Consider the following 22307-nt stretch of genomic DNA (forward strand, 5'->3'; position numbering starts at 1 on the left):
AGTACTATTTTTGTGCTTGTTAAGGTAAATATCTTAATTTTATGCAATAATGAGTTATACCCTTCTCCGAAATTATCTGTCCTTTGCTATTATATTGTTGGTCACACTGACGGGATGTCAACGACACCATAAAGAAACCTCGTTTTACTACTGGAAAACAACGTACGCATCAGACTCCCTCCTGCAAACGAATATACAACATTTGGGTGTTAAAAAACTCTATATGCGTATCATGGACATAGATATGGACATGATGGGGCGAGAAGCCGTGCCAATTTCGCCGATAAGCTTTACAGATACATTACCTCCAGACGTAGGCATGGTACCAGTAGTATTTATCAACACGAAGATATTTCAACACATGGACAGCCTAGGCATCAGGAGCTTAGCGCATAAAATCGTTCCGTTTGTTCGTGAAAAGGTCAAACAAAGCGGGGCAAATTCCTTTAACGAACTGCAGCTGGACTGTGACTGGACGACTTCTTCTAGAGATAAGTTTTTCTACCTCATCGAATTCATGAAGACTTTTCCCGAATTGGCCAATGTGGAGGTAACTTCGACTTTAAGACTTCATCAAATCAAGAACATCAAAAGCAGTGGGATACCGCCAGTATCTCGAGCCACCTTAATGTGCTACAATATGGGCAATCTCCGAAAGTTTGGTCCACAAAACTCAATATTAAACCAAGAGGACCTCCACCTGTATCTCAAAGATCATCTCGGCAACTATCCTTTAAAACTGGATGTGGCGCTTCCGCTATTTGAGTGGTTTGTGGTATTTCGCAATCAGGAATATGCTGGGATTTCCAAAAGAATAGACCGTGAGGACCTCGAAAACAAAGCTTTATTCGCTCATAATCCAAATACCAACCTATATGTACTACGAGAGGATTTTCCGGAAAAGGGTTTATTGAAAAATGATATTATCCGATATGAAACCATTAGTCAGCAAGAGTTGATGAAAACGGCGTCATTTTTGAAGAGAGAATTGAAAAATGAAGATCGGAAGATTATATTCTACCATTTAGATAAAACAATAATAACAAGCTATCCTAATGATGTCCTACAAAAAATCGTTGATATTCTTTAGTCTTTTTCTCGCGGCTTATTTCGGCGAAATAGCTGTCAATATAGCCTGCGGTCCTGAAATAGACCCGTATGACAACCAAACGACTTATTTTCTACCTAATATTGAGACTGGTAGCTATTCTGCCTTTCAATATATACCTTACAAATTCCTTTATACTGAAAATGAACCGCAAAGTGAAGCGGCAATCAACTTGGACGAGTGGAGAGACTACTTGGGGAAAAGAGTGAAAAAAGAGGATATCCAATTCTTGATGTATCAAGCTGATAGTCTTACCATCGCGACATTGAACCAAGCAATCGGAGTTGAACACCTAGCAGACTCGGTGGCTCAAAATACTTTTGCCCAGACGTTATTAAAGAAAAAATATTCGAACGCAAAAGCATATTTTTTATTTACAAAAAAGGCTGAGTATCTCACTTTCATACCCTATAATTATTGGGACCCTTCGCCAGTAAATTATTCGGAAATCTTATCATTAGCGGAAGAAGCGGAGGAAAAAATAGGAACAGTGCAGGGGGACCGTTTCTTAAAACTGCGATATGCCTATCAAGCGGCCAGACTATACTTGTATGCAAAGGAATATGAGAAGTCGATGAGCATCTATGAACATTACATCGCTCCTACTCACTCTAAAAGTGCAGTAATGGGCTGGGCAATGTCCAACTATGCTGGTGCAAAGCGATGGAATGGACAGCTAGCAGAGGCGGCTTTCTTGTATGCTAAAGTCTTCAGCTCGAATCCCGAAAGAAGGGTACTGGCCTATAAAAACTTTAACTATATAGACGTCCCGATAGATGAAGTCGAATCACTCACGACGACGAATGCTGACCGAATCAGCTTGGCTGCAATTCTAGGCTTCTCCACGTCTGACATGACGATGGAGTACTTACAGACTTGCTTCGACTTGGATAAACGAAATGAAGCGATAGGCATGCTTCTAACCCGCGAAATCAATAAAATCGAGGGACAGCTGATTACGCCCTATTCCCTGAGCTGGCCAAACTATAACCTCTATATTCAACAAGAAGATAAGGATAGGGTGACTCAACATGCTGAAGAGGTTAAAAATTTTGCATTAAAACTCTCTGGCAAGCAGAAAGGGCTAGGCGTACTATCGGCAAGTTATATCAGTTGGTTACAGGGAAATAATGATGAGGCAAAAGTACTACTCAAACGGATTGATATCAACAAACTGGCATCCCCACAATCGGACCAATATCAAGTCAACAAAATGTTGACCCAATTAACGGATTGGCAAAAAGATGCCACTGTCCATCAAGAAGGTCTAGTCGAGACCTTGGCATGGCTATCCGAAAAATCGAAGACTGAAGCTACGGGGAAAGATAATCCCCGAGATTACTATTCGGCATACTTTGCGGATGCACCATACAGTCTCATTGGAAAGAATATCTTAAGTAATATACTCGTGCCGCAATATCTGGCCAAGGGGGACACGGCAATGGCAAGCTTATCTGCACTAAAAGCGGATGTATTTAGTAATCACGGTATTGTTCAAGATACGTTAGAAAAGAATTTTTCGTATGGTACGGAGCTTTTTTGGAAGAAATACCTGAGTCCAAAATCTATCTTAGAGATACGAGACTATCTAGAAAGCCCGGAAAAACAACAGGGCGTCACAAAGTATATATTAGACGGAATTACCAAGACTGACCAGAATGCCCTCACGGAGCTCCTAGGGACGGCTTATCTTCGAATACATGATTACGCGAATGCAGTAAAGAGTCTTAAGCAACTGCCCAAAACGTATGTATACCAGTCTTTCAACGACTACTATGCTGACCAAGAGGTGTACGCTAAGCCTTTTATAACGATGAACAATGATTACCCTAAAGATAGGGGCAGTCAGCCATACTATAAATTGGACTTCGCCAAGCAGATGCTCCAACTGCAGGAGAAAGCAAATGCGGAAAAGGATCTTGACAAATTGGCAAATATCTTCTTTATGATGGCCAATGGAGTCTATCAAACCTCTACTTTTGGAAATTCATGGATGATGGTGAGCTATGAGTGGAGCAGTACGGACGCGCACAGCAAACCTGAATTGGGTTGGGAGTATGACTATCTACAAGCTAGACAGGCCAAGGTTTGGTATGAGAAGGCACGATCTTTAAGTAAGAACCAAGAATTTAGGGCGAGGTGTACATTTATGCTGGCAAAATGCGAACAGAAAGAATTCGTATACCCACAGGAAGGAAGGTGGGCATACTACGAAATATTCTCTCAATCACCTTTCTACCAATATAGTGTGCACAACAAATACTTTGCGGAATTACAAAAGGGATATGCTCAAACAGAATTCTATCAATCAGCTATGCGGGCTTGCTCATATTTAAGAGACTTTATCAACTAATTTAATTTCGACTATTCTCGTTACGGTAGACGCTGAGGTAGCTGTCGTAACGGGATGATTCAATCTGCCCCAATTCAACGGCCTCCATGACTGCACAGCCCGGTTCATTGATATGCCTACAGTTATTGAACCTACATTGATTCAATAATGCTCGCATCTCTGGGAAGAAATGAGAAAGTTCATTTGCTTGTATATCGACGATCCCGAGCTCTCGAATACCAGGGGTGTCAATCAGCTTGCCCCCAAAGGGTAAATCTAGCATTTCTGCAAAAGTAGTCGTGTGCTTTCCTTTATCGGACCAGTCGGAAATACTTCCCGTCTTGAGATAGGCATCGGGAATCAGCGCATTGATCAGTGTGGACTTGCCGACACCTGAATGACCTGAGACAAGCGTTACTTTATCTTTTAAGAGTTCCTTTAGTTGGTCAACATTGATATTTTCCAAAGCAGAAACTTCATAACACGGGTAACCAATGGACTCGTATATATGTTCGTATTCTTTAAGTATATCGAGTCCTTCGTCACTGAATAAATCCAGTTTATTAAAAACCAAAACTGCAGGAATACCGTAGGCCTCTGCCGTAATCAGAAAACGATCGATAAAACCTAAGGATGTCGGTGGTGATGCGAGGGTGACTACTAAGACTGCTTGATCCAAGTTTGCTCCAATAATCTGGGTCTGCTTGGATAAATTGATAGAGCGTCGAATAATATAGTTGCGACGAGGTTCCAAATGGGTAATTACGGCGCTTTCCTGTCCGGGCTCGACTTCAAAAGAGACCCAATCGCCTACTGCTACTGGATTGGTGGTCTTAATATCATGGGTCCTAAATTTTCCTTTTATCCGACATTCATAGCGAGTGCCATCTTCTCCCTCAACTTGGTACCAACTACCGGTCGATTTAGTTACCAATCCTCTCATATCTGTCTTAAAATGGCAAAACCTAATTCTCTCATGTTACAAAAGTCGTAAAAATTTATTAATCTGAAGACGTATTGAATTTATTACCTTTGTGTGTACACTGCTAAATAAGATTTTGTGAAAAAATTATTTCTTTTAGATGGAATGGCGCTCATTTACCGAGCGTACTTTGCGCTGAGTAAGACACCAAGGCTAACTTCGAATGGCTTGAATACGGGTGCGATCATGGGGTTTACCAATACGCTCCTAGAGGTATTAAAAAATCAAAAACCATCCCATATCGCGGTTGTCTTCGATACAGAAGCACCCACCAATAGACATCTAGAATTCGAATCTTATAAGGCTCATCGCGAAAAGATGCCGGAGGACCTCTCGGCGTCGATTCCTTATATCTTTAAACTTATCGAGGGCTTCAACATACCGATCATCACTATGGATGGATATGAAGCTGATGATATCATCGGGACATTGGCAAAAGAGGGCGAACAAAACGGTTTTACAGTGTATTGCATGACACCGGACAAAGATTTTGCTCAATTGGTATCGGACAATATATTTATATATAAACCTGCGAGGATGGGCAATGGCGCCGAGACCATAGGGGTACCGGAAGTATTGGCCAAATGGGAAATCTCAAATGTGCTCCAAGTGATAGACATTCTAGGCTTATGGGGTGATGCTGTAGATAATATCCCAGGCATACCTGGAATCGGCGAAAAAACAGCTAAAAAGCTTGTTCAAGACTTTGGTTCTGTAGAAGGCATCATCGCTAATTCGGATAAGTTAAAAGGCAAGATGAAGGAGAACGTTGAGAATTTTGCGGAACAGGGATTGCTCTCGAAGCGCTTAGCGACGATACAACTGGACGTACCGATAGCGTTTGATGAAAAGTCGTTAGAGCTGGAAATGCCGAATCGTGAGGTGCTAGAGCCTTTATTTGCCGAACTTGAATTTAGAACGCTTGGCAAGCGGGTATTTGGAGAGGATTTTTCTGTGGCTGATAATGGCCGCTCCTCGTCTGGACAAATGGATCTCTTCAGTGCGCCACCAACTGCAGAAATTTCACTCTCACAAGAGGAACCTACTATAACTGCCAGTAACAATATAGAAAATACTCCTCATGAGTATACGCTGGTGGATACCATCGCTGCCCAAAAGGGGCTCGCCCAACTTCTATCGGCTCAAAAAAGCATCTGCTTTGATACTGAATCAACAGGTATAGATGCTTTGATTGCGGATATCGTAGGGCTTTCCTTTGCTTTTGAAATCGGCAAGGCTTACTATGTGCCTACACCTCCTTCTCGTGAAGAGGCTCTACAGATAGTTGAAATTTTCAAGCCTGTGCTGGAGAATGAGCAGATTGAAAAAATAGGGCAGAATCTAAAATATGATATTCTCCTGTTGTCCAGATATGGTGTGCAAGTGAAAGGGGAGCTATTTGACACAATGCTGGCACACTACCTCATTGATCCAGACACGCGGCATGGAATGGATATCCTTGCTGAAAACTACCTCGGTTATATCCCCGTGTCAATCACGAAATTAATCGGAGAAAAGGGCAAGAAACAGGGAAATATGCGCGACGTAGAAATCAGTCTGGTGAAAGAATACGCATCTGAAGATGCTGATATTACGTTGCAGCTTAAGGAAAAATTTAAGCCTTTGCTGGCGGAAACCTCTACATTGGAACTGGCTCAACAGGTCGAATTCCCGCTTGTATATGTGCTTTCCGAAATTGAAAAAAATGGTGTAAAGGTAGATATAGATGTCCTTTCGCTATTTTCCAAAACGCTGGAAACTGACATCAAGACGTTGGAATCAACCATTTATGAAAAAACTGGCGCAAACTTCAACATCGCTTCGCCAAAACAATTGGGAGAAATCTTGTTTGATAAATTACAACTAGACCCGAAGGCAAAAAAAACGAAAACGGGCCAATATAAAACTGGTGAAGATGTCCTACTGGCCCTAGCACATAAGTCTGACATCGTACAAGATATACTGGATTTCCGGCAGCTTCAAAAGCTTAAATCTACATACGTGGATGCACTCCCGAGTCTTATCAATCCACACACAGGGCTAATCCATACTAGCTATAACCAGGCAGTGGCTGCTACAGGACGCTTAAGCTCAACGAATCCCAATCTCCAAAATATACCAATCCGGACGGAACGGGGTAGAGAGGTGAGAAAGGCATTCATCCCAAGGGCTGAGGGTCATGTCATTCTTTCGGCGGATTATTCTCAAATCGAACTTCGCCTTATGGCGGAGCTTAGTCAAGACAAAAATATGTTGGAAGCTTTTCAACTTGGACATGATATCCACCGAGCTACGGCAGCAAGGGTATATGGAGTGGAATTGGAGGAGGTCACATCTGAGCAACGCCGTAATGCGAAGGCTGTCAACTTCGGTATTATATACGGACAGTCGGCCTTCGGATTATCACAAAGCCTAGGCATCCCTCGTAAAGAGGCTGCAGAGATTATAGAACAGTATTTTGACCAGTACTCAGGTATCAAAACCTACATGTCAGAAGCAATTCAATCGGCCAAAGAAAATGGATTTGTGGAAACAATCTTGAAGAGAAGACGTTATTTAAGGGATATCAATTCGGCCAATATGACGGTCCGTGGATTTGCAGAGCGAAATGCGATTAATGCTCCGATTCAAGGCTCGGCTGCTGATCTTATTAAAGTCGCAATGATAAAGATACAGGAAGATATTCAGGCCAAGGGCTTACAGGGGAAAATGATTATGCAGGTGCATGATGAGTTGGTCTTCGATGTACCCCTACAGGAAGTGGAGAGTTTCAAAACATTGATTGAAAACCGAATGAAGACCGCGATAGAATTGCAAGTCCCGATAGAGGTCGAGGTAGGACAAGGTAACAACTGGCTTGAAGCCCACTAAATAAAAGACATCAAAATGGTTATATTCAGAAAATTAGGATTATTCATTTTATTCACATCGCTCGTCACATCACTTGTAAAGGGTCAAGAAGTGAAACCGATTTATTTTGAAGTGGTCTCGGATAGCTTGATGCGATTCTATTATGATAATTTTTATTATCTGACGGAAAAGGATTGCCAGTTTAAATCGATAGAACGTGTAGCGGGATTTAATAAAGAAACGAACAATTTTGACGGTAGCTTTAAGGATTTTGGACCAAATGGACATGTATTACTGACGGGACATTATCAAAATGGCAAAAAGGCCGGTGCTTTCAAAGCGTACCATCCAAATGGTATATTGAAATGGGAAGTGACCTTTGTTGACAATCAAGCTCAAGGGAACTGGAAATTCTACTATCCAGATGGACAGCCGATGTTGACATTATTATATCAAAACAACGGATTGAAAATCATGTCTTTTTGGAATCAAAAGAGAAAACAGTTGATTCAAGAAGGAAATGGAATATATGAATTTACAATTCCTTTTGAAGGTTATACAGAATATGGGTACCCTTTTCTGAGAAGAAGGGGTAAGGTGGTGAATGGTGTACCTGAAGAACGCTGGACAGTGCAATTTGTAGATGAAAAAAAGAACACGGTATTGGCAGCCGAAGAATATTACAGAGCGGGAGCGTTAGTAAGAGGGGATGATTATTTTAAAGATGAAAGTTATTCAGAAGCGCAATTTCCTCTTTTGCCAATGGAGTATTTTTTTCGAAGTGAATTATTAATATTCAAAAAATGCAACTTCGACGACTACAGCAACTTCACCAACTATCTATCGGATAAAATTGAAAAAAGATTTGAAGAATTTCGTCTCACCAACGGTATCGTGTCTGGAGAATTTGAATATACGGTCAAATTATCGTCGGACGGAGAGCCAAGGTCTACTGAATTTCAAAAACGAATTGATGACCACGATACGCAAGTCTTGCTGATGAGGGTGGTGAACGATGTGCCTTACTACTTTCCCTCACTAAAGGATGGACAGCCTGTGAATGACAATATTGTGGTTTCCGGGAGATTAGAGAAAAATGCTACTGGAGGGGTAGATGTCCACTCCTTGGTGATTAAGAGACCTGCTGAAGGCTAATGCAGCCTTTCAAATTATTTTATAATTTTCTATTTATAGCGTTCGGAAAAGGGTCAGTTTCTTTTATATAAAAGAAAGATTATCTAAGTTTGCACAATATTGTTAATAATGAAATTTCACAAAGAAGGTTATACCAGTTTAGCTATCGTCGTATTTGTTATTTTTGTAGCCAGTGCGCTTGCGGATTATTATGATGCTCCTACTGCTGTTAAGTGGATCATTTATATCGTGTCAGCATTCCTTTTTATTACTATTGTACAATTCTTTAGAAGTCCAATCCGTCATATCACGGTTGATGACGGTATCATCCTATGTCCTGCGGATGGAAAGGTCGTTGTCATCGAAGAGACAACGGAAGAAGAATACTTCAAGGACAAACGTATACAGGTATCGGTATTCATGTCGCCTATTAACGTACATTCGAACCGAAATCCTGTAGGTGGAATCGTCAAATATTTTAAATACCATCCTGGAAAGTTCTTAGTGGCTTGGCACCCGAAGTCATCGACTGAGAATGAGCGCACGACAACTGTTGTGCAAGCGAAGAATGGACAGGAAGTGCTTTTTAGGCAAATTGCTGGCGCTTTGGCTCGGAGGATCGTATGGTATGTTAAAGAAAACGATGCGGTAATCCAAGGCGAGGAATTTGGGTTTATCAAATTTGGATCACGTGTAGACGTGTTCTTACCCCTAGGCACTAAGATTGAGGTCAATCTTGAAGACAAGGTCGTGGGTGGCAAAACAATAATCGGGAGATTTTAACATAGATTTAATAAAGCATTACTTATCTTAGGCTTCGAAAGTATTTCGAAGCTTTTTTTATGAATTTTAAACTACTCGTTCTCATTAATGCTGCCGCAGTAGGCCTTTCTATTGCTATTGTCAGTTTCTATTACCAACATGACCTCATCGCGGCCCTTATCACCTTTGGAATATCACTAGTCGTAAGTTTCATCGTATTCTATTTTCTATTTGAAAAGTATATTTATCGACGAATAAATACAATTTACAAACTGATTCATAATTTAAAACTAGGAAAGGACCTTAAAGACGCCCTCGGAGAGTATGTGAGCGACGATCCTATCACGGATGCCGAAAGGGAGGTAAGGGATTGGGCTAAAGAGAAAAAATCAGAAATCGATCGGCTAAAAAATCAAGAAAAATTCAGAAGGGAATTTTTATCAAACATATCCCACGAATTCAAAACTCCGCTATTTGCAATTCAAGGCTACGTGGAAACGCTTCAAGACGGGTTAATTGATGATGATCCAGAGATGGCGAAAGGCTTCTTAGAGAAGGCTTCTAAAAACTTAGACAGACTTAGTTATCTCATCTATGATTTGGATGAAATATCGAAGTTGGAATCGGGACGTATATCTTTAAACATCGAAAAATTTGACGTCGTAGAACTTATTAAGGAGACTATCGAAAACCTTGATGATAAGGCGAAGTCTGAAAAAATCAGACTTATGTTCAAACAAAAATATCAAAACGTTTGTTTTGTAAAAGCTGATAGAAAGAAAATACAGCAGGTACTTACGAATTTGATAGACAATTCGATAAAATATGGTGTGGCTGGAGGTGATACGGATATTCGTATATTCCCACTCTTTGAACAAATCTTGATAGAGGTAACGGACAATGGACAAGGAATCGAAGAAAAGAACCTATCCCGTGTATTTGAACGTTTCTTCAGAACGGATAAAAGCCGTTCTAGAGGTATCGGTGGTTCGGGATTGGGACTTGCTATTGTCAAACACATTATAGAAGCTCACCAACAGAATGTAAACGTGAGAAGCACAGAAGGAATCGGGACCACCTTTGGATTCACACTTGAAAAAGCAAAAAATTAAGCCCCTAAGCGGAAGTGAACAATCCTAAATATGAACTTCGGTGAAACTTAACATTAACTTAACATAGACTTTATAACTTTGCACAAATTATATTAACATATGTCGTTAAATAGCATTTTTCACTATTTTGTTCCGAAGGACAAAAAATTCTTCCCTCTGTTCGAGCAAGCGGGAAGCAACCTAATAGATATGGCAAAGCTGTTGAAGCAGGCCGTCAACACAACCAATCTGGACACCCGAAGAGAAATCAGCAAACAGATTGAGGATCTAGAGCATAAGGGCGACAATATCACGCACCAAATCCACCTTGAATTAGGAAAGAATTTTATTACGCCTTTTGATAGGGAAGATATTCATGCTCTTGCGAGCTCATTAGACGACGTCGCTGATTTTATCCACGGCGCTTCCAACCGAATGGAACTCTATAAAGTGTTGGAACCAAGCCAACCAATGATTGAGATTACAGACTTAATCCTCGAAGCAACAGAACACGTTGCAAAAGCAATCTATGAACTAAAAGATCTGAAAAACATCCGCAATATTACGGACTCTTGTGTACGTATCAATAGTGTAGAAAACAAGGCTGACTATATCTTCGATAAAGCAGTCGCCGAACTTTTTGAATATGAAAAGGATGCTATCAACTTGATCAAGTATAAAGAAGTATTATCTGCAATGGAAGATGCTACAGACAAATGCGAAGATGTCGCAAATGTATTGGAAAGTATTTTAGTTAAAAATGCTTAGGACAAGTATCGTCTTTAAGTTTTAAGAATTTCACAATGATTTCAACCCTATTAGTTGTTGTAATTATACTCGCAATTGCATTTGACTACATCAATGGCTTCCATGATGCGGCCAATTCAATTGCTACAGTTGTTTCAACAAAAGTACTTACACCCTTTATGGCCGTACTATGGGCCGCAATATTCAATTTTGCTGCCTATTTCTATTTTACGGACCATAAGGTTGCCAATACAGTTGCCAAAACTGTTATTGAAGAATATATTACTTTGGAGGTAATTTTTGCAGGACTGGTAGCTGCAATTGGCTGGAACTTATTTACATGGTACTATGGTGTCCCTTCTAGCTCCTCGCATACACTTATCGGAGGTTTCGCTGGATCAGGGATGGCCTACGCCTTTATAATGGGAGGAGACCCTATTCATGCCATCAATATCGACGCAACATTAAAAATAATCTCATTCATAGTTCTTGCACCCGTAATAGGGATGGTCATATCGGTCATTATTACATTGATTATCATCAACTTGGCCAAGAACACCAAACCGCGGGTTGCAGAAAAATGGTTTAAGTTTTTGCAGCTTATCTCTTCTGCAGCACTGAGCTTTGCACATGGTGGTAACGATGCACAAAAAGTAATGGGTATTATCTTGGTGGCAATGGTCGCTGGTGGATATGTAGAGAATACCGAGCATATGCCCGAGTGGATCCCGCTTACATGTTATGCAGCTATATCTGCAGGAACGATGAGTGGAGGTTGGAAAATTGTGAAAACAATGGGTACCAAAATTACAAAAGTCACGCCCTTAGAAGGAGTAAGTGCTGAGACTGCAGGCGCTGTGACCTTAGGTATCACAGAGCACTTCGGTATCCCTGCTTCTACTACGCATACAATTACGGGTTCAATAATTGGGGTGGGCATTGTTAAGAGAGTATCGGCAGTAAGATGGGGAGTCACTATTAGCCTACTATGGGCATGGGTATTGACTATACCTGTATCTGCCTTACTCGGTGGAATCACACTTGCGATTATCCATTATCTTTTATAATTGTAGTTAAAACCCTACATTAATGTCTCATTTATTGGCAATCGATGAATAGAATGTTCAAAAACTTGCGAATAATAACCAAAATAACTACATTTACACGCTAGTTATATGAGTCTAAAGAAGATGGCTCCCTTAGATGGAATGCATTTTAGGCATTTTTGATTTTTGGTACAGTTATTGTTTGGATTAATAGCGTTAAATAAAGTTAAGAAAACAATTAAAATTTTAATAACCTTAAAAACAAGAGTATGAACTATTCTACAATTAAAAAAACAGCTATCGCTGCTTCACTAGTAGCCGCTCTAGGTTACGCTGAGGTTGCTCAAGCGCAACAGCCTACAGTATTCGGAGGAAGATCACAGTACAGAACTTGGTCTATCGGAGTACAAGGTGGTATCACTACTCCCAACGTACTTATCGGAGGTTCTAACAACTTCGGTCAGAAAGTTGGTTACTTCCAAAATAAAGTTGGTGAGTACTACGGTTTGACTGTACGTAAACAATTCTCTCACCTTTTCGGTTTAGAATTAGAAGGTAACAGAGGTAAGATCAAAACTTTCAACCACGATTTATCTGGTCCTGCTGCAGAAACTGCAAATGGAGCTAAATCTGCAAGAACTGATGTTAACTGGGCAGCTAGCTTGAACGGAGTATTCCAATTGGGTACTATCGACTTCATGAGAAGAGAAAATGCAGTTAACTTCTACGCAAAAGTAGGTTTGGGAGTATTGGCTAATAACCCTATCCAATACTTAAACAATGATTTCACTGGTACTGAAGTTTACAACAACAAAGGTAACTGGGGAGATGAAATCTTTGGAGACAGAGAAAAATCAGGAGATAGAGACAACAAATTGGCAGCTTACGTACCAGTTGGTGTAGGTGTTAAATTCAAATTATCTGAAGTTGTTGCCTTGAACTTAGGTTACACAATGAACTTCACTGATGACAACTTGCTTTACGGACCAGGTCGTTCTGATGTTAAAGGTAAATTTGCTAACGTATACGGTGGTTTAGAATTCACTTTAGGTTCAAGAGACAAACAAAACTTGACTTTTGCTAACCCAGTAGCTACCTTGTACGATGAGTTGAAAGATCCTTCATTGAAAAACGAAGTTGAAGCGTTGAAACAACGTGTATCTACTTTGGAAGGAACTGTTGACCAATTAGGTAAAGATTCTGATGGTGACGGAGTATCTGATAAATTTGACAAATGTCCTAACACTCCTGCTGGTACAGTAGTAGATGGTTCAGGATGTCCTATCAAATTCCCAGAAGCACCTAAAAATGACTATACTGCTTCTACAGGTCAGTACAGCAACATTCAATTCGAGTTTGATAGCTCTGTATTGAAAACTGAATCTTACTCTACATTAGACAGATTGGCTAAAGAATTACGTGATAACAACTCATCAATCTCTTTAGCAGGTTATGCATCAGCAGAAGGTACTGAAGCTTACAACCAAACTCTTTCTAAAGACCGCGCTAATGCAGTAAAACAATACTTGGTTAACGCTGGTGTTGCTGCTGCTAAAGTAACAGCTAACGGTTACGGAGAAGCTAATCCAGTTGCATCTAACGCTACTGAAGAAGGACGTATCCAAAACCGTCGCGTTGAGATCAAAAAATAATTATTCATAACCGAATAATTGGACATAAGAAGCCGGCTCAAATGAGCCGGCTTTTTGTCTTTCTAACACAATAAGTTTATTTGTTGTACCTTTGCAGTATGATTTTCACGAATTGTGGAAAACATGTACATCATATATTCAATAAAAAGTCTTATTTTTCTTTTAAGATTAGTGAATGGGATTATGATTTCTAAATAGAAAGGAATACGATGGAAGAGGAATTCGAATTTGGTTCTCCAGAAGAACAGAAATTTTCAGTTGACCGCTATGAAGAGATGATCAGAAATGAAGATCAATATTTCTTCGACACGAAGGCTTTTGAGGGAATCATCGAATACTATATGGATAAGAATGATCCTATAAAAGCATTACAAGTTGTTGACTACGCAATTAGTCAACATCCCTTCGAGACGAACTTCTTTTTGAAGCAGGCGCAACTATTTGCGGCAACCAACCAATTTCATAGTGCATTAACGGCACTAGAGAAAGCGGAGCTTTTAGAGCCGTCTGAAGGGGATATATATCTCATAAAAGGTAGTATACTTGGCTCTTTAAATAATTTTGAAGAGGCACACCGTAATTTAGAGCGAGCACTGGAACTTTCAGATAGCAAAGATGAAGTTTACTATCAAATCAGTGGTTTGTATCAATCTGAGGGAGATTATGATAAAGCAATCCATTACTTGCGCAAGTCCCTCGAACTCAATATGGAAAATCAAGACGCGCTCTATGAATTAGCCTTCTGTTACGACGTGTTAGACAAACAGGAGGAAAGTGTTGCTTTTTATCTCCAATATATTGACAATGACCCCTACTCCTACGCCGCTTGGTACAATCTTGGGAATGCATATCACAAGCTGAGTCAATACCGGGAGGCAATAGACGCTTACGACTATGCCATCCTGATTAAGGAAAACTTTTCGTCGGCGTATTTCAATAAGGGAAATGCGTTAGTCAACCTAGACTTTTTTCAAGAGGCAATAGATGTCTATAAGCAGACTTTTGAATATGAACCCCCAAGTGCCGAAACTTACTGCGCCATAGGCGAATGCTATGAAAAATTGGAGCAGATGGATGAAGCTCGCCAATATTATAAGAAAGCGGTCAAACTAGATAGCCACATGGGCGATGCGTGGTTCGGAATCGGCGTCACATTAGACTTTGAAGAACGTTACTTTGAATCGCTTCACTTTTATAAAAAGGCATTGGATATCGACGATAAAAACCCCGATTACTGGTTTGCGATTGCCGACGCTCGATATAAATTAAAACAACTTGAAGAAGCCGAGAAAGCCTATGCAAAGGTTGTAGAACTCAACCCTACTGATATAGAGGCATGGTTAGATTTCTCCTCTATTTACTTTGAACAAAGTAAGTTTTTGGAAGCCATTGATACTATCGCTGATGCGATCAAGAATAATCCAGAGGCGGCCGAACTGTATTACAGAATGGTTGCTTACCTGTTTGCAAATGGTCAATACAACGAGGCACTCAACTTTCTAGAAATAGGTCTAGCTACTGACCCGGACAAGCATTATATCATCTTTGAATACCTTCCACAGCTTCAGGGCAATAAGATTATTGTTGACATCATAAAAAAATACGCTTTAAAAGACTAATGAAGAAATTAGGCCTGATTGGCTTTCCACTGGGACATTCTTTTTCAAAAAAATTCTATCTGGAAAAATTTGAGAAAGAAAATATTAAAGATATAGAATATGACCTCTACGCTATCGAAGATATCGAGACTTTCCACAGTCTGTATCAGACTATGGAAGGTCTCTATGGCGTCAATGTCACCATTCCACACAAGCAAAGTATTATACGATTTTTAGATGAGCTGTCTGACGAGGCTAAAGAAATAAAAGCTGTCAACTGTATACAGATTCGCAAGAAAGGAGAACACTACCACCTGAAAGGCTTCAATACTGATGCCTTTGGATTTGAACAATCCTTAATCCCATTGTTAAAACCCCATCATCGAAATGCGCTGGTACTGGGTAATGGGGGAGCGGCTCAGGCAGTAGTATATGTACTGTCTAGGCTCGGTATTAACTACCGTTTCGTGAGCCGAATAAAAACGGAAGACAACCTTTGTTATCAAGATCTGAATAATGCCCTGATGCAGGAGTATAGCTTAATTATCAACTGCTCTCCCTTGGGTACATTTCCAAATATAGACAGCTGTCCGAATATCCCTTACGAGTCGCTATCCGAAAACCACCTACTATACGATTTGGTCTACAACCCCGAACTTACACTTTTCCTACAGAAAGGAAAAGAAAGAGGAGCAACAATCAAAAACGGATATGAGATGCTTCTATTACAAGCTGAGAAAAATTGGGAAGTCTGGAATGAAAGCCTATGAATCAACGAATCTACGTAGCTATTGTACTCGTGCTAATTGGACTATTGGGTCTTCAAGCCTGTCAAGAAGATTACTCGCCAAAACCACGCGGCTATTTTAGAATTGAATTTCCAGAGAAAAAATATGCTAGCACCCAAACTGGGTGTCCCTTTGATTTTGAAATCCCAACCTATGCTCGACTGAGCAAAGACGATAATAAAGAAGCGAAACCTTGCTGGCTAAATCTAGATTTTCCAGCATTCAATGCTCGTCTACATTTAAGCTACTTTCATATTGACAACAGTGCATCCTTGCAGCAACTGACGGAAGATGCTCGGACTTTTGCCTTCAATCACACGGTCAAAGCGACGGCTATTGAACAAAAGAGAATCTTCGACCAAAGCCGTCGAATCTATGGCATACAATATTATATTAGAGGAAATACGGCTTCAAATGACCAGTTTTTTGTATCTGACAGCACTACACACTATCTTAGAGGTGCGCTATATTTTAATGAAAAGCCACATCTGGACTCTATACAACCGGTATTGGATTTCATAAACAATGATATTGAACGTATCATCGAAACGATTCATTGGAAATAAATTGTATTTTTGATTCACTATGGTACACTTAAAACAGTTTGTCTGTAATCCCTATCAAGAAAATACCTACATACTCTACGATGATCAAGGAAATTGTGCGATCATCGACCCTGGTATGTATGGAAATACTGAAGAAACTGCTTTTCTACAATTTATTTCAGAGAAGTCACTGACGCCGGTTTTACTTCTTAACACACATTGTCACATAGACCATGTACTTGGCAATCATTTTGTACATGAACATTTTGGCCTCTTTCCACAATTTCATGAGGGAGAGCTCCCGCTACTCATTGAAGTTCAAAACTATGCACCACAAATGGGGATTCGTTATGAAGTATCACCTATAGGAGAGCATTTTTTAAGCGAGACGGGAACCGTTTCTTTTGGGGAGGAACAACTCCAACTAATTTTTGTACCAGGACACTCTCCTGCACATCTCTGCTTCTATCATGAAAAGCAAAAATTTGTGATTGGTGGGGATGCGCTATTCAGGGGAAGCATAGGTCGAACGGATTTACCAGGAGGAAATCATGATCAACTCCTCACGAGTATCAAACAACGGCTGTATACTTTGCCTGAGGACGTCACAGTATACCCTGGACATGGCCCCGCAACCACAATAGGTGAAGAGAAAAAATCCAATCCATTTGTTAGAGGTTAAGTAAAACATGAAGCTGTCTCACTTTTTTGCCCGACGATATCTTTTTTCGAAAAAATCGGTAAATGCCATCAACATTATCTCGACAATTAGTGTAGTGGGTGTTTTGGTAAGTAGTGCGGCACTAGTCATTGTACTTTCCTTCTATAACGGCATGGAAAAGGTAATCCTTTCCATGTTTAGTACCTTCTCTCCCGAATTGCGAGTCGAACCTGCTGAAGGAAAATTATTCTCAACCCACAACGAATTATTTGAAAACCTTCGCAAACAAAAAGAAATCAAAGGTTACAGCGAAGTGTTGGAGGAAAAAGTATTACTACAATATGGTAATCACCAGTTCATTGGCCAAATCAAAGGAATCGAGCCCAAAAGCCTGAACCAACATGCTGCAGATAGTATGCTATACGCTGGAGAATTCACCATTTCAAAAGAAAATGTAAGTTATGCTATTATCGGAGCTAGCGTACAGGCCAATTTACAAATCCCAATCGTAGGACTCCAAAATACAATGCTGGTCAATTCACCGAAGAAGGGTGGCGGTAACGCTGTAAATCCAGCTGATGATATCATACAGAGGGGAATTAGCCCTAGAGGGGTATTGAAGTACCAGCAAGGATTTGACAACCTCATTATAACGCCTATAGACTTTGCTAGAGATGCTTTAGGAGAATATGAGAAAGTCTCTGCTATCGAAATCTACACACACAATCCTGACGGCTTAACAACCATTGAGGAACAAATACAAGCTATGCTTGGGGATGAATTTAGAGTCTTGAATCGGGAAGAGCAAAATCCGACTCTATATAAGACTGTCCGTACCGAGAAATGGGCAGTTTTCTTCATTCTTACCTTTATCGGTATTATTGCAATCTTTAATATCATAGGCTCTATGACGATGCTCGTCATAGACAAGCGTCAAGATATGATTATCCTCAAGAGCTTAGGCGCTGAAAATTCACTGATTCAACGAATCTTTTACAATGAAGGGATGCTAATTTCACTAATAGGCAGCACTTTTGGAATACTGATTGGTTATATATTTTGTTTCGCTCAGGATACTTTCGGATTCATTCGCACGCAAGAAGGACAGAATAGTATTATAGATGCTTACCCGGTGGACATGAGGCTAACTGATTTTGGATTAGTCTTTTTGACAGTGCTATTAGTGTCTATCGTCATCTCGTACCTTTCGTCTTACTTAAGCGTCAAGGCTATCGGTAGCTTTCATACAAAAACATCAGAATAAAAAGAAAAGTTAGTATTTTAATTTCTTACGGCTGAAATCACCCTTTACGATGTCATTAATTAAGCTTCCCCAAGCGAAGGGATTCAAGAGGGGATTGGCATATTTTTGATTGATTGCTTTGTTGGTGAGTCCTATATGACGTTGAACCGAGTTAAAATTTTGAATTTCCTCTGCGCTTCGAGGTGTAATTCGCGCTAACGCTGCCAACGCTTCAGGAGAAACATTCTTACGTACTGTAGCAATCGCATCGTCTCCAACTTGCAGGGCCATAAAAGCAATATTAAACTCCTCGATACTTGCCCAAGGAAACGGAGTTACCATAGGCAATTCCTTTACCAAACTTTTCATCAGAATAGCAGCAGTATACTTATCATCTGCCGTGTGAGGAATGACAAAGGAAGTAGGGTCATACCCTATAGAAGAAAACCGCACCGTATCCCCCACATGCGCTACAAAGGAAAAAAAACCTTCATGATTAGATACGTAGACCTGCTCAGCTCGATCTCCATTTCTAATTGTTACAAATGGTACAGGCAATTCCGATCCAATAGCATGAATTATTCCGCTAAATTGTACAATCTTCTTTTCTTGTGCAAAAGAAAGAGAAGACAGCATTAAAGCTAAAAATAATAAAAAAGTATATTTTCGGTTTATTACCATGACTACAAAACTAAACAATTCACCATAAATGGTGCTGTTAAAATCTGTTAATAGTTTAACAACCAATGTTCTTACAGAACATTTGGAGAAGGTGTTGTAGCATTTGGATCATCTACACTTGTAATATTAAGTGCCTCTACTGCGGTTATCTCAGGTACAGCCTTTCGTATCGCCTGCTCCAACCCTGCTTTAAATGTCATAATGCTCATAGAACAGGAAGCACAAGCCCCTGTAAGTCTCAATTTTACAACATTATCAGCGGTAATCTCGTCCACGCTTACGTTCCCTCCATCTGTCTCTAAATAAGGTCTAATAGTATCTAAGGCCTGCTCAACTCTCTCGTGTAACGTCATATCAATTTATTTATATTAATTTGATTTGTAAATATAAGGAATTATTCGAAATTACCCTGTATCGCTGCCGTCACATTCACCTTTTTTCAACACCTTTGTGACAAAAATATACTTTGTCTATGATGTCAACGCTGTAGTTAAAGTTTGTTAAATTCGGAAGCGTAATTGTGAGGAACTTATCTTTGCGCTATATTGCATATCAAAAATTAATTGACTATTATATCAAATTCACTTATCTTTGTAAAATGTTTTTAAATAGGCGTTTAGTGGCAGTCGTTGCCGGGTTATTGCTCATTATATTTGTAAGTGGCTGTAAGAGTAAGTATGAGAAGTTGCGTGCAAGCAATAATCTACCTTTAAAGTATCAAGAGGCGGTTAAATATTACGAGAAGAAAAAGTACACAAAAGCACTGGCCCTATTTGATGATTTGATGCAGCGCTATAGAGGACAGGCTGAGGCAGAGGATTTGTATTATTATACGGCCTACACTAACTACCGCCTAAAAGACTACACATCAGCTCGTTACCATTTCAAACAATTTGCACAGACTTTTCCAAATAGTGCAAAAGCAGAAGAATGTCGTTTCATGTCTGCCTACTGTTTTTATCTTGATTCCCCTCGTTACAGCTTGGACCAAGAGAACACAAGAAAAGCTATAGATGAGTTACAATTATTTGTCAACCTATATCCAGAGTCGGAAAAAGCTAAAGAAGCGTCGGATTTGATTCAAACCCTCAGAGATAAATTAGAGCGAAAAGCATTTTCGAATGCCAGACTCTACTATGATATGGGATTAAACGACGACTATAAAGCCGCCGTAATTGCTTTAGAAAATGTCTTGAAAGATTACCCAGATACAAAGTATGCGGAGGAGATTAATTATCTTATCATCAAATCACAGTATAAATACGCAGAAAAAAGCCACCCTCGTAGACAAGAAGAACGCTACAGCAAAGTCATCGACTACTATCAAGAATTTATCGAAGACTATCCAGAGAGTAAGCACCTGAAAGAGGTAGAAGGAATAAGAAAAGATTCGGAGGTGAGTATGGCACAATCCATTAAGAAATGGAATGAAATTAAAAAATCTATTGAAGAGCAAGAAAGAGAGTTGGGCATCAACCAACAAGGTGAGAATACAGCTGAAGAGCAAAAATAATTAAGAAACTAGTAAATACCATCAATATGAGTCAAACAAACAACAACAGTCTTCCTAACAGTACTGTAACACGTGATTTGAGACAATTAGATAAAGGCACAGACAACCTATATGAATCTATTGTAGTAATATCCAAAAGAGCGAATCAAATTTCCGTTGATATTAAGGAAGAATTGAACAGTAAACTGGCCGAATTTGCTAGTAGCAACGATAACCTTGAGGAAGTTTTCGAAAATCGCGAACAAATCGAAATTTCAAAACATTACGAGCGCATGCCTAAGCCTAGCTTAGTGGCTATTGATGAATTCCTACATGATAAGGTTTATTACAGAAACCCATCTAAAGAGCAAGATTAATAATACAAAATGTCTTTGATAGGCAAAAATATTGTAATTGGTGTATGCGGCAGTATTGCCGCATACAAAATTGCGACACTTGTCCGCCTTCTTACTAAAGAAGGAGCCAAAGTCAAGGTCCTAATGACCCATGAGGCTACTCACTTCATTACTCCTCTTACCTTATCTACACTCTCTAATAATCCAGTGTTCGTTGATTATTTCGACGAAAAAACAGGAGAATGGAACAATCATGTCCATATTGGACTCGAAGCAGATATTCTACTATTTGCCCCGCTTACCGCGAACACATTGGGAAAATTAGCAAATGGTCTTTGCGACAATTTGCTAACAGCCGTATATCTTTCAGCCAAATGTCCGGTATTCTACGCTCCTGCTATGGATTTGGACATGTGGAAGCACCCAAGTACTATTCGTAATATTAGCTCATTAAATTCATATGGGAATATAATGATTCCACCAGGTGAAGGAGAGCTTGCCAGCGGATTAATTGGCGAGGGACGATTAGCCGAACCAGCTGAGATTCTTTCTCATTTAACTTCTTTTTTTGAAAATGGAGATGCTCTAAAAGGAAAAACAGCGTTAGTCACAGCAGGTCCAACACATGAAGCAATTGACCCAGTCAGATTCATAGGTAATCACTCCAGTGGAAAAATGGGCTATGCAATAGCTCAAAGGTTAAAAGAACTTGGTGCGACTGTTACCCTTATTTCAGGGCCAACTGCTTTAGAACACCCCCAAGGGGTAGATACAATTGCTGTCACATCTGCTCAAGAAATGTTTGAAAAGACGGAAGCTTGTTTTGAACAATCCGATATTATAGTCATGAGTGCAGCGGTTGCGGACTATACCCCTCAAACAGTTGCGGACCAAAAAATCAAAAAAAAGGAAGACACCTTCTCCATCGATATGAAAAAGACTATCGATATACTGGCAACTCTTGGAAAACGGAAGAGGGATAATCAAGTCCTTATTGGCTTTGCTTTAGAGACAAATAATGAATTAGAGAACGCAAAGGCGAAGCTCGTTAAGAAAAATCTAGACTTCATCGTCTTAAACTCTATGCAAGATATCGGTGCTGGCTTTGCTAAAGACACCAACAAAATTACCATTATTACTCAAAATGGCAAAGAGCAGGTCTTTGCATTGAAGTCAAAAATGGAAGTCGCAAAAGACATTTGTCAGATTATTGTGGAGCACCTAGCTAAAAGCTAAAGC

General features: G+C 39.9%; 20 protein-coding genes. 17 read left to right on the forward strand and 3 right to left on the reverse strand.

The window, feature by feature from the left end; genetic code table 11:
* The first annotated feature begins 49 nt into the window (after positions 1 to 49).
* Entirely contained in the window at positions 50 to 1090 is a 1041-nt protein-coding gene (locus OQ289_RS21570; RefSeq protein ID WP_270088773.1) for a hypothetical protein, read from the forward strand.
* On the forward strand, positions 1056 to 3461 hold the full coding sequence (locus OQ289_RS21575) for a hypothetical protein (protein WP_270088774.1): 2406 nt from the start codon (positions 1056 to 1058) through the stop codon (positions 3459 to 3461). The genes OQ289_RS21570 and OQ289_RS21575 overlap by 35 nt, the downstream gene beginning before the upstream one ends.
* A gap of 1 nt (position 3462) precedes the next feature.
* Here OQ289_RS21575 and rsgA read toward each other — a convergent pair whose 3' ends face one another.
* Positions 3463 to 4383 carry a ribosome small subunit-dependent GTPase A gene (gene rsgA / locus OQ289_RS21580; protein WP_270088775.1) on the reverse strand — a complete coding sequence of 307 codons (921 nt, stop codon included), beginning with the start codon at positions 4381 to 4383 and terminating at the stop codon, positions 3463 to 3465.
* Between the two features lie 117 nt (positions 4384 to 4500).
* On the opposite strand from rsgA, the gene polA reads away from it, so the two are divergent.
* From polA to OQ289_RS21640, 12 genes are all read left to right on the forward strand, one after another.
* The gene (gene polA, locus OQ289_RS21585) at positions 4501 to 7293 is read left to right on the forward strand and encodes a DNA polymerase I (RefSeq protein ID WP_270088776.1); all 2793 of its coding nucleotides are present in this window, start codon (positions 4501 to 4503) and stop codon (positions 7291 to 7293) included.
* 15 nt (positions 7294 to 7308) lie between these two features.
* Positions 7309 to 8427: a toxin-antitoxin system YwqK family antitoxin gene (locus OQ289_RS21590; RefSeq protein ID WP_270088777.1), complete on the forward strand. Its 1119-nt coding sequence runs from the start codon at positions 7309 to 7311 to the stop codon at positions 8425 to 8427.
* A gap of 108 nt (positions 8428 to 8535) precedes the next feature.
* Positions 8536 to 9189 (forward strand): phosphatidylserine decarboxylase family protein, encoded by a 654-nt coding sequence (locus OQ289_RS21595; RefSeq protein WP_270088778.1) that lies wholly within the window; start codon positions 8536 to 8538, stop codon positions 9187 to 9189.
* Between the two features lie 59 nt (positions 9190 to 9248).
* Positions 9249 to 10280 (forward strand): sensor histidine kinase, encoded by a 1032-nt coding sequence (locus OQ289_RS21600; protein WP_270088779.1) that lies wholly within the window; start codon positions 9249 to 9251, stop codon positions 10278 to 10280.
* A gap of 99 nt (positions 10281 to 10379) precedes the next feature.
* Entirely contained in the window at positions 10380 to 11027 is a 648-nt protein-coding gene (locus OQ289_RS21605) for a DUF47 domain-containing protein (RefSeq protein ID WP_033565720.1), read from the forward strand.
* Positions 11028 to 11062: 35 nt separating this feature from the next.
* Entirely contained in the window at positions 11063 to 12073 is a 1011-nt protein-coding gene (locus OQ289_RS21610) for an inorganic phosphate transporter (protein WP_270088780.1), read from the forward strand.
* 248 nt (positions 12074 to 12321) lie between these two features.
* The gene (locus OQ289_RS21615; protein ID WP_270088781.1) at positions 12322 to 13704 is read left to right on the forward strand and encodes an OmpA family protein; all 1383 of its coding nucleotides are present in this window, start codon (positions 12322 to 12324) and stop codon (positions 13702 to 13704) included.
* Positions 13705 to 13913: 209 nt separating this feature from the next.
* Complete coding sequence (locus OQ289_RS21620; protein ID WP_270088782.1) at positions 13914 to 15323, forward strand: tetratricopeptide repeat protein; 1410 nt, start codon at positions 13914 to 13916, stop codon at positions 15321 to 15323.
* A complete protein-coding gene (locus OQ289_RS21625; RefSeq protein ID WP_270088783.1) occupies positions 15323 to 16072 on the forward strand; it encodes a shikimate dehydrogenase family protein in 750 nt (249 codons plus the stop codon). The genes OQ289_RS21620 and OQ289_RS21625 overlap by 1 nt, the downstream gene beginning before the upstream one ends.
* Complete coding sequence (gene gldD / locus OQ289_RS21630; protein WP_270088784.1) at positions 16069 to 16656, forward strand: gliding motility lipoprotein GldD; 588 nt, start codon at positions 16069 to 16071, stop codon at positions 16654 to 16656. The genes OQ289_RS21625 and gldD overlap by 4 nt, the downstream gene beginning before the upstream one ends.
* Before the next feature lie 19 nt (positions 16657 to 16675).
* Positions 16676 to 17317, forward strand: a complete 642-nt coding sequence (locus OQ289_RS21635; RefSeq protein WP_270088785.1) for an MBL fold metallo-hydrolase — start codon at positions 16676 to 16678, stop codon at positions 17315 to 17317.
* 7 nt (positions 17318 to 17324) lie between these two features.
* Entirely contained in the window at positions 17325 to 18560 is a 1236-nt protein-coding gene (locus tag OQ289_RS21640) for an FtsX-like permease family protein (RefSeq protein WP_270088786.1), read from the forward strand.
* Between the two features lie 9 nt (positions 18561 to 18569).
* Here the strand turns inward: OQ289_RS21640 and OQ289_RS21645 are convergent, their stop codons facing one another.
* Positions 18570 to 19220 (reverse strand): hypothetical protein, encoded by a 651-nt coding sequence (locus tag OQ289_RS21645; protein ID WP_270088787.1) that lies wholly within the window; start codon positions 19218 to 19220, stop codon positions 18570 to 18572.
* 71 nt (positions 19221 to 19291) lie between these two features.
* On the reverse strand, positions 19292 to 19573 hold the full coding sequence (locus tag OQ289_RS21650) for a NifU family protein (RefSeq protein ID WP_033565729.1): 282 nt from the start codon (positions 19571 to 19573) through the stop codon (positions 19292 to 19294).
* Between the two features lie 245 nt (positions 19574 to 19818).
* Between OQ289_RS21650 and OQ289_RS21655 the strand changes: the two genes are divergently transcribed.
* The 3 genes from OQ289_RS21655 to coaBC are packed head-to-tail and all read left to right on the forward strand — an operon-like array spanning position 19819 to position 22304.
* Positions 19819 to 20733, forward strand: coding sequence for an outer membrane protein assembly factor BamD (locus tag OQ289_RS21655; RefSeq protein WP_033565730.1), 915 nt, complete (start codon positions 19819 to 19821; stop codon positions 20731 to 20733).
* A gap of 26 nt (positions 20734 to 20759) precedes the next feature.
* A complete protein-coding gene (locus tag OQ289_RS21660) occupies positions 20760 to 21089 on the forward strand; it encodes a DNA-directed RNA polymerase subunit omega (RefSeq protein WP_033565731.1) in 330 nt (109 codons plus the stop codon).
* A 9-nt stretch (positions 21090 to 21098) separates the two neighbouring features.
* A complete protein-coding gene (gene coaBC / locus OQ289_RS21665) occupies positions 21099 to 22304 on the forward strand; it encodes a bifunctional phosphopantothenoylcysteine decarboxylase/phosphopantothenate--cysteine ligase CoaBC (protein ID WP_270088788.1) in 1206 nt (401 codons plus the stop codon).
* Positions 22305 to 22307: the final 3 nt, after the last annotated feature.

Origin of the sequence: Sphingobacterium sp. SYP-B4668 (assembly GCF_027627455.1) — a bacterium.
In the GTDB taxonomy this organism is placed as follows: Bacteria; Bacteroidota; Bacteroidia; order Sphingobacteriales; family Sphingobacteriaceae; genus Sphingobacterium.

Excerpts from the sequence above, each read along its gene's own strand:
- OQ289_RS21570 (WP_270088773.1), top strand. The coding sequence starts at position 50 with ATGAGTTATACCCTTCTCCGAAATTATCTGTCCTTTGCTATTATATTG.
- OQ289_RS21575 (WP_270088774.1), top strand. The coding sequence starts at position 1,056 with ATGATGTCCTACAAAAAATCGTTGATATTCTTTAGTCTTTTTCTCGCG.
- rsgA (WP_270088775.1), bottom strand. The coding sequence starts at position 4,383 with ATGAGAGGATTGGTAACTAAATCGACCGGTAGTTGGTACCAAGTTGAG.
- OQ289_RS21590 (WP_270088777.1), top strand. The coding sequence starts at position 7,309 with ATGGTTATATTCAGAAAATTAGGATTATTCATTTTATTCACATCGCTC.
- OQ289_RS21595 (WP_270088778.1), top strand. The coding sequence starts at position 8,536 with ATGAAATTTCACAAAGAAGGTTATACCAGTTTAGCTATCGTCGTATTT.
- OQ289_RS21600 (WP_270088779.1), top strand. The coding sequence starts at position 9,249 with ATGAATTTTAAACTACTCGTTCTCATTAATGCTGCCGCAGTAGGCCTT.
- OQ289_RS21605 (WP_033565720.1), top strand. The coding sequence starts at position 10,380 with ATGTCGTTAAATAGCATTTTTCACTATTTTGTTCCGAAGGACAAAAAA.
- OQ289_RS21610 (WP_270088780.1), top strand. The coding sequence starts at position 11,063 with ATGATTTCAACCCTATTAGTTGTTGTAATTATACTCGCAATTGCATTT.
- OQ289_RS21615 (WP_270088781.1), top strand. The coding sequence starts at position 12,322 with ATGAACTATTCTACAATTAAAAAAACAGCTATCGCTGCTTCACTAGTA.
- OQ289_RS21620 (WP_270088782.1), top strand. The coding sequence starts at position 13,914 with ATGGAAGAGGAATTCGAATTTGGTTCTCCAGAAGAACAGAAATTTTCA.
- OQ289_RS21625 (WP_270088783.1), top strand. The coding sequence starts at position 15,323 with ATGAAGAAATTAGGCCTGATTGGCTTTCCACTGGGACATTCTTTTTCA.
- gldD (WP_270088784.1), top strand. The coding sequence starts at position 16,069 with ATGAATCAACGAATCTACGTAGCTATTGTACTCGTGCTAATTGGACTA.
- OQ289_RS21635 (WP_270088785.1), top strand. The coding sequence starts at position 16,676 with ATGGTACACTTAAAACAGTTTGTCTGTAATCCCTATCAAGAAAATACC.
- OQ289_RS21640 (WP_270088786.1), top strand. The coding sequence starts at position 17,325 with ATGAAGCTGTCTCACTTTTTTGCCCGACGATATCTTTTTTCGAAAAAA.
- OQ289_RS21645 (WP_270088787.1), bottom strand. The coding sequence starts at position 19,220 with ATGGTAATAAACCGAAAATATACTTTTTTATTATTTTTAGCTTTAATG.
- OQ289_RS21650 (WP_033565729.1), bottom strand. The coding sequence starts at position 19,573 with ATGACGTTACACGAGAGAGTTGAGCAGGCCTTAGATACTATTAGACCT.
- OQ289_RS21655 (WP_033565730.1), top strand. The coding sequence starts at position 19,819 with ATGTTTTTAAATAGGCGTTTAGTGGCAGTCGTTGCCGGGTTATTGCTC.
- OQ289_RS21660 (WP_033565731.1), top strand. The coding sequence starts at position 20,760 with ATGAGTCAAACAAACAACAACAGTCTTCCTAACAGTACTGTAACACGT.
- coaBC (WP_270088788.1), top strand. The coding sequence starts at position 21,099 with ATGTCTTTGATAGGCAAAAATATTGTAATTGGTGTATGCGGCAGTATT.